Genomic DNA, 6889 nt, shown 5'->3' on the forward strand with positions numbered 1-6889 from the left:
GGACGTGGAGGCGGTACGGGCGACGACGAACGCCCTGGTGGAACTCGACCACCGCTTCGGCAGCGGGCACGTCAGGCCGATCGTCGTCCACTACCTCAACAGTGTCGTGTCCGGGCTGCTGTCCGGCTCGTACCGCGAGGCGGTCGGCCGGGACCTCTTCGCCGCCGTGGCGCGCCTGACGGAGCTGGCCGGCTACATGGCCGTCGACACGGGGCAGCCGGGGCTCGCCCAGCGCTACTACATCCAGGCGCTGCGGCTCGCCCAGGCGGCGGGCGACCGGGGCTACGGAGGGTACGTACTGGCCGCGTCCATGAGCCACCTCGCCGCGCAGCTGGGCAACCCCCGCGAGATCGCGCAGCTGGCGCGGGCCGCGCAGGAGGGGGCGCGGGGGCAGGTGACGCCCCGCGCGGAGGCGATGTTCTGCGCGGCGGAGGCGCGCGGGCACGCGCTGATGGGCGACGCGCGCGCCTGCAACCAGGTGGCGGGCAAGGCGCTGGCCGCGCTGGAGCGCACCGAGGAGGACTCGGGCGACGACCCGGTGTGGATCGCGCACTTCGATCACGCGTACCTCGCCGACGAGCTCGCGCACTGCCACCGCGACCTCGGGCAGGGGCAGGCGGCGGCGCGGCGGGCCCAGGACGCGCTGGACGGGCACCCGGAGGGGCGGGCGCGGCGCCGGGCGATCGGGCTCGTCCTGCTGGCCAGCGCACAGGTCCAGCAGCGCGAGATCGAGCAGGCCTGCCAGACGGGCACGCGCGCGGTGGAGCTGCTGGGCACCTTGCGGTCGAACCGGGGGGCGGAGTACCTGGACGACTTCCAGCAGCGCCTCGCGCCGTTCCGCGACGAGCCCGCCGTACGGGAATTCGGGGCGCGGCTGGAGATGCAGGCGGCGTAGGGGGCGAGGTGTACGGACCGGCCCTATAACAGCGCCAGGAGAGCGCGATCTGTTACAGGGCCGCCCGCCGGGACTCCGGCGGTATGTGTGGGGACCGTGGGTGCGTGGCAGACGCCTGTCGTCACCCGGTAGCGTGAACCGACGGTTCCGTAGGTCCACACATACGTCCACACGTAGGAGTCCCGGTGACGCAGAGCGGACAGGGTGACGAGTCGCGGCTTCCCGCCGCGCGGCCGCCCGCGCACGAAGGTGTCGTGCTGCCCGCGGACGGCAGCGGTCCCTGGATACCCGGGGCGCCCGAGGAGCAGGTCGCTCCGGCGGGTGGACAGCCGTGGGGCCAGCCGTGGGGGCCGGAGCAGGCCGCCGACGGGCAGCAGCCGCAGCAGCAGTACAGGTCCCAGCAGCCGCAGCAGCCGCAGCAGCAGTACGGGGCTCAGCAGTACGGGGCGCAGCCCCAGCCGCAGCAGTACGGCGCCCCGCAGCCGGGGGCCCCGCTGCCGCAGCAGCAGCCCGGCGCTCTGCCGCAGCCCGGAGCGCAGCCGCAGCAGCAGTACGGCGGGCCTCAGCAGCCCCAGCAGCCCGGTCAGCAGCAGTACGGCGCCCAGCCGCCCGCACAGCCGCAGCACCCCCAGCAGCAGTACGGCTCCCAGCCCGCACACCAGCAGCCCGCACACCAGCAGCCCGGTCAGCAGCAGTACGGCGCTCCCCAGGGCCCCGCCCAGCCGCTGCCGCTGCCCGCCGAGGCGCCGGCCGGAGCCCCCGCCGGCGACGCGGACGCGACCCAGTACCTCCCGTACGTCCCGCCCGTCGGGCCGGGCGCGCTGCCGCCCGAGAACCCGGCGGAATCCACGCAGTTCCTCGGCCGGCACCCCGGCGGACCGGCGGCCGCCCCCGCCTCCGCCGGCGACGCCACCCAGTACCTCCCGCCCGTCACGAACGCGCAGGGCGCCCCCGAGGCGCCCGCCGGCGCGCCCTTCGGCATCCGCCCCGGCGCGCCCGAGGACCGGCAGCCGCCCGCGGAGTTCGACAACCTCTTCCGGTCCGACGCGGCCCCGGCGGACCCCACACAGCAGATGCCGCCCGTCGGCGCGCAGCCCCCGCACCAGCAGCAGCCGTACCAGCAGCCGCAGTTCGGCGCCGGGCCGCAGGGCCGGTCCGCGCGGCACAACGCCGCCTCCCCCGGCGGCCCGGTGACGCCCACGTCCTCGGCCGGGGCCGCGCCGCGCAAGCGCAACTCGCCTCTCGTGCTGATCGCCGTCGTGGTCGTCGGCTGTTCCGTACTGGGCCTCGGCGCGGGCGCGCTCCTGAGCGGTGGCGACGAGGACAAGCCGCAGAGCAAGCAGCCGGTCGCCGCGCGCAGTTCGACGGGAGCCGACGCCTCGCCGCAGGCCGCCGCCGACCCCGCCAAGCCGCAGGCCGAGTCGCTCGACGCGCTTCTCGCCGACAGCAACGACAGCCGCGCCTCCGTGATCAGCGCCGTCCAGGCCATCGGCAGCTGCAAGAACCTGCCGAAGGCGGCGAGCGACCTGCGGGCCGCCGCCAAGCAGCGCAACGAGCTGGTGACGCGCCTCGACGGCCTGGCCGTCGACAAGCTGCCGAAGCACGAGGAACTCTCGGCCTCCCTCACCACCGCGTGGAAGGCGTCCGCGGCGGCCGACAACCACTACGCCGCGTGGGCCGACCAGGTGGGCGGCAAGAAGGGCTGCAGGAAGGGCCAGGCGAGGTCGACACCGCAGCAGCAGGCGGGCAACCGCGAGAGCGGCAAGGCGTCGCAGGCGAAGAAGGAGGCCGTCGGCATGTGGAACAGCATCGCGAAGCGCTACGGCCTGACGGAGCGCGACGCCACGCAGCTCTGACGGCCCCCGCCGGCGGGCAGCGGGACAGGAAGAGGGGCGGGCGCCGTGCGGGCGCCCGCCCCTGTGACGTAAGTCCCGAAGCGGGTCAGGCCCCCGAAGGCGCCCGTACCAGCGTGTCGCCGACGTCCACGAAGCCTTCCTTCGCGGACACCAGTTGTCCCTGCCGCACCACTTGGAACGTCACGTCCCTGTTGACGATCCGCGGCAGGTCCCGCGTCGCCAGCATGTGCTCCAGGCGCCAGCTGAGCGTCGGGGTGAGGCCCCCCGTCTCCACTCCCTCGACACGATTGAGTTCACCGATCACGTCGGCCGCCGAGACGCTGTCCTTGTCGCCGTCCCCGCCGCCCTGGGCGAGCGACTCCAGCGTCGCCTTGAGCACCGTGTACGCGATCCACGTCGTCTGCACCCCGGGATCGGCCGGATCGATGCGGTTGTCCGCGAAGGCGTGCTCGCGGATCACCTCGCGCATCGGGTTCCAGCGCGCGTCGCTCGCCACCGGGTACCAGCCCGTGACGTACGCCCCCTCGAACGGTCCGCTCTTGCCGCCCGTCCGGTCGACGAGCGGCTGGCCGACGCTTCCCAGGACCGACGCGACGCCGACCTTCCGCTCGGCCTCCTCCTCCAGCCTGCGGAACGAGTCGAAGAACGTCTCCGTACGGTCGCCGAGCACCGCCGTGACGCAGCCCTTGCCGGTCCCGTACGCGTCGAAGGCGCCCGCGCCGGTGAGCGCGTCCCGAGCCCGCGCGGTGTAGTCGCTCGCGTCCTCCGCCGCCCGGATGTCGGTGGGGGCCTTGCGCTCGCCCTCCGCCAGTCCGGCGCCCAGGAGCATCGGCAGCGCGTCACCGGCGACGGTGTCGGGGCGTACCAGGGACACCCGGTCGCAGTCGCGGGCGAGCTGCTTGCCGTTGCCCGCGAGGAGGGCTGCCTGGCCGCCGTTGACCGGGTAGGAGAGCGGACTGGCGAACTCGTCGTCGGAGGCGCCGTAACCGCCGATGAAGGGGATGCCGGCGACCTCCAGCGGCGCCATGAAGGCCCGGCCGTGCTGGCTGTACGAGCCGACGACCGCGATCGCGCCCTCCCGTACGGCCTGCTTGGCGCACTTGGAGGCGCCGACGGTGCTGTTGTGCTCGTTGCAGGTGATGATCCTGAGCTCGTGACCGGCGAGGCCGCCGTTCGCGTTGGCCCACCGGGCGTAGGCCTGTGCCATCGCGGGCATACCGGGCATGTTGGTGGCCGAGGTGCCCTCCGGCGCCCAGGTCATGACGGTCACGGGCTCCCTGGAGCCCCCCGTGGCACCAGGGAGCACTCCGCACCCGACCAGCAACGACGCCCCGACCGCCGTTGCCGTCGCGCAGGCGACCGAGGTCGCGATCTTCGAGAGGAATGGGCGGGTGGTGAAGAGGCTTCGCCGTCCGGTCATGTGCATGCACGTTTCCGCCTCATGGGTAACGGGGGAGTGAGCATGTCTCAACGCGCGGTGACATCGGGGTGAATTACGGGGGGCCGTACGCCCGTGCTGTCAGGGAACGTACGATCTGCAACCGTGCAAGGTTCGGTGAACTCTTCCCGTCGCGGCCGTCGCTCCCCCACCATGGGCGGCATGCCGCTCAATGACATGCCCTGGTGGCGCTGGCGCACGAACGTGCGATCGGCGCTGCACATGCTCTCCGACCCCGTCTTCCAGCAGGAGTGCTGGCTGGCGGGTCTCGAGGGCTACGGAGACGTGACAGACGCCGTGTACCGGCTGGTGGAGGACACCTGGCTGGACAACTGGTCGGCCGAGAAGTACGTCGGCACGATATTCCGGGACGCCCAGGAGGCGTCGCTCGTGGACGTCGCCGTGCTGCGCGTCCTGAAGATCATGCATCAGGTGGGCGCCGACGCGCCGGTATCGGCGTACCTGGAGCACCACGCCTGGCCGGAGGCGGTGCGGGCGGCGCGGGAGGCGCACGTACGACTGGCGGTGAACGACGGGGAGGACCCGGACAGCGCGCCGCGCACCCTGGAGGTCATCCGGATCCTGACCGGGTCCGCCTGACGCCCGCCGGATATGGAATCCTCGGGGGTATGAGCGCCCCGCAGCCCGCCCCTTCGTCAGACCGGCCCGTCCCGGACCAGTACGTCCTCACCCTGTCGTGCCCTGACAAGAAGGGCATCGTGCACGCCGTGTCGAGCTACCTGTTCATGACCGGTTGCAACATCGAGGACAGCCAGCAGTTCGGCGACCACGACACGGGACTGTTCTTCATGCGGGTCCACTTCTCGGCGGACGCTCCGGTGACCGTGGAGAAGCTGCGGGCCAGTTTCGCCGCGATCGGCGACTCGTTCCGGATGGACTGGCAGATCCACCGTCCCGAGGAGCGGATGCGGATCGTCCTCATGGTCAGCAAGTTCGGCCACTGCCTGAACGACCTGCTCTTCCGGTCGCGGATCGGCGCCCTGCCGGTGGAGATCGCGGCGGTCGTCTCGAACCACACGGACTTCGCCGAGCTGGTCGGCTCGTACGACATCCCCTTCCACCACATTCCGGTGACGCGGGACAACAAGCCGGAGGCGGAGGCGCGGCTTCTTGAGCTCGTACGCTCCGAGAACGTCGAGCTGGTCGTCCTCGCCCGCTACATGCAGGTCCTCTCGGACGACCTGTGCAAGCAGCTCAGCGGCCGCATCATCAACATCCACCACTCCTTCCTGCCGAGCTTCAAGGGCGCCAAGCCGTACCACCAGGCCCACGCGCGCGGTGTGAAGCTCATCGGGGCGACGGCGCACTATGTGACGGCCGACCTCGACGAGGGGCCGATCATCGAGCAGGAGGTCGAGCGGGTGGGCCACGACGTGACGCCGGAACAGCTGGTGGCGATCGGGCGCGACGTGGAGTGCCAGGCGCTGGCGCGGGCCGTGAAGTGGCACAGCGAGCACCGCGTACTGCTCAACGGCCGCCGCACGGTGGTCTTCGCGTAGCACGGCGGCACGGCGGGCGGCGGCGCCGCGGCCTGCTCATCCGGGCGGGCGCGCTACAGGCGGCTCAGGGACGCCGCCGCGAAGAGTACGTCGCGGATGGCCTCGCGGTCGCCGGTCTGGCCGGCCGCCGCTTCCTCCGGCGGTACGTGGCCGGAGGCGAGCTGGCAGAACTCCACCCCGTCCAGCGCCACATGCGCCACCTGGTGGTCGGGCGAGCCGACCGCCGCCGGGGAGTCCAGCGCGATGTACCAGTCGCCGCCGCCCGCGCCCTCGATCTCCAGATGGAGCGAGCGGCCGGGCGAACCGGCGGCGACCAGGCTCCTGGACGGGGCCGCGAGCCCGGCCCTGCGACGGGCCGCGAGGGTCGCCGGGATCAGCCGCGCGGCCAGGTCGATCATGCTGTTGAGGTGCGCCGCGGCAGGCGGTTCGTACGGATAGTCCACCGCGTCCGCGATGTCGCCCGCGTGCACCCAGCACTCGAACGCCCGGTCCAGCAGCGCGTCGCGCAGCGGCAGCGCGAAGTCGCCGTACGACACGGACAGCTCGGCGGCGCCGCGGCCCGCGAAGGACGCCGTGCGGATCAGGGCGTGGCTCTGCTCGCGCCAGGGTTCGCGGACCGTGCGGGTGGGCGGGTAGCGGGAGCCGCGCCAGTACGACTCGGTGCGGTCCGACGGCGACACGGGCCCCGCGGCGCCGAGCGGGTCGTCGAGGCCGAGCGCCTTCGCGACCAGGCCGTCGACGGTCATCAGGTGGCCGATGACACCGGCCACCGTCGTCTTGCGGGTGATCGCCTCCCGGCCCGCGAACCACTTCAGGCGCACCGGCGCGTGCCACTCCGAGTCGCCGATGTCCCGCAGCAGCGCGTCCAGGCGCGCCGTCTCGGCGTCGTACGGGGTGGCCCAGCCGGGGACGGGGATGCGCGCGGGCCTGCGGCCCAGGCAGCCGTCGAGCACGCGGTTGCGCAGCAGGGGGTCGAGGTCCAGGCTGCGCTCGGCGTGCAGGAGGCCGACGGCGTCCCGCAGCCGCAGGGCCTCTTCCGCGCAGGGGGCGCACTCGGTGAGGTGGTCCTCGACGGCCTCGGTCTCGGCGGCGGAGCACGCCGACAGGGCCCAGGCGCCCAGCAGCGACTTCAGCACGCCGTGGGTCAGGGCCGCTGAAGGCTGCCGCGGGGGCGGTGGAG

At 73.2% G+C, this 6889-nt stretch carries 6 protein-coding genes; 4 read left to right on the plus strand and 2 right to left on the minus strand.

Annotation, left to right across the window (positions count from 1 at the left end; all coding sequences use genetic code 11):
* Both E2E34_RS29010 and E2E34_RS29015 read left to right on the plus strand, forming a co-directional pair.
* Positions 1-895: NsdA family TPR-like regulatory protein (locus E2E34_RS29010; RefSeq protein ID WP_500691571.1), on the plus strand; the 895-nt coding region annotated here is incomplete at its 5' end.
* Positions 896-1080: 185 nt separating this feature from the next.
* Complete coding sequence (locus E2E34_RS29015) at positions 1081-2751, plus strand: hypothetical protein (protein WP_208765367.1); 1671 nt, start codon at positions 1081-1083, stop codon at positions 2749-2751.
* Between the two features lie 85 nt (positions 2752-2836).
* Here E2E34_RS29015 and E2E34_RS29020 read toward each other — a convergent pair whose 3' ends face one another.
* Positions 2837-4171 (minus strand): ABC transporter substrate-binding protein, encoded by a 1335-nt coding sequence (locus E2E34_RS29020; protein WP_138904856.1) that lies wholly within the window; start codon positions 4169-4171, stop codon positions 2837-2839.
* Between the two features lie 171 nt (positions 4172-4342).
* Between E2E34_RS29020 and E2E34_RS29025 the strand changes: the two genes are divergently transcribed.
* Both E2E34_RS29025 and purU read left to right on the plus strand, forming a co-directional pair.
* Positions 4343-4789, plus strand: coding sequence for an SCO4402 family protein (locus E2E34_RS29025; protein WP_208765368.1), 447 nt, complete (start codon positions 4343-4345; stop codon positions 4787-4789).
* A gap of 29 nt (positions 4790-4818) precedes the next feature.
* Positions 4819-5709, plus strand: a complete 891-nt coding sequence (gene purU, locus E2E34_RS29030; RefSeq protein WP_138904858.1) for a formyltetrahydrofolate deformylase — start codon at positions 4819-4821, stop codon at positions 5707-5709.
* A 53-nt stretch (positions 5710-5762) separates the two neighbouring features.
* Here the strand turns inward: purU and E2E34_RS29035 are convergent.
* On the minus strand, positions 5763-6889 hold a 1127-nt coding region (locus tag E2E34_RS29035), incomplete at its 5' end, for a maleylpyruvate isomerase N-terminal domain-containing protein (protein WP_341870238.1).

The organism is Streptomyces albidochromogenes, from assembly GCF_005981925.1.
Taxonomy (GTDB): Bacteria; Actinomycetota; Actinomycetes; order Streptomycetales; family Streptomycetaceae; genus Streptomyces; species Streptomyces albidochromogenes.

Coding starts and splice junctions, on each gene's coding strand:
- E2E34_RS29020 (WP_138904856.1), bottom strand. CDS start 4,171: ATGACCGGACGGCGAAGCCTCTTCACCACCCGCCCATTCCTCTCGAAG.
- E2E34_RS29025 (WP_208765368.1), top strand. CDS start 4,343: ATGGGCGGCATGCCGCTCAATGACATGCCCTGGTGGCGCTGGCGCACG.
- purU (WP_138904858.1), top strand. CDS start 4,819: ATGAGCGCCCCGCAGCCCGCCCCTTCGTCAGACCGGCCCGTCCCGGAC.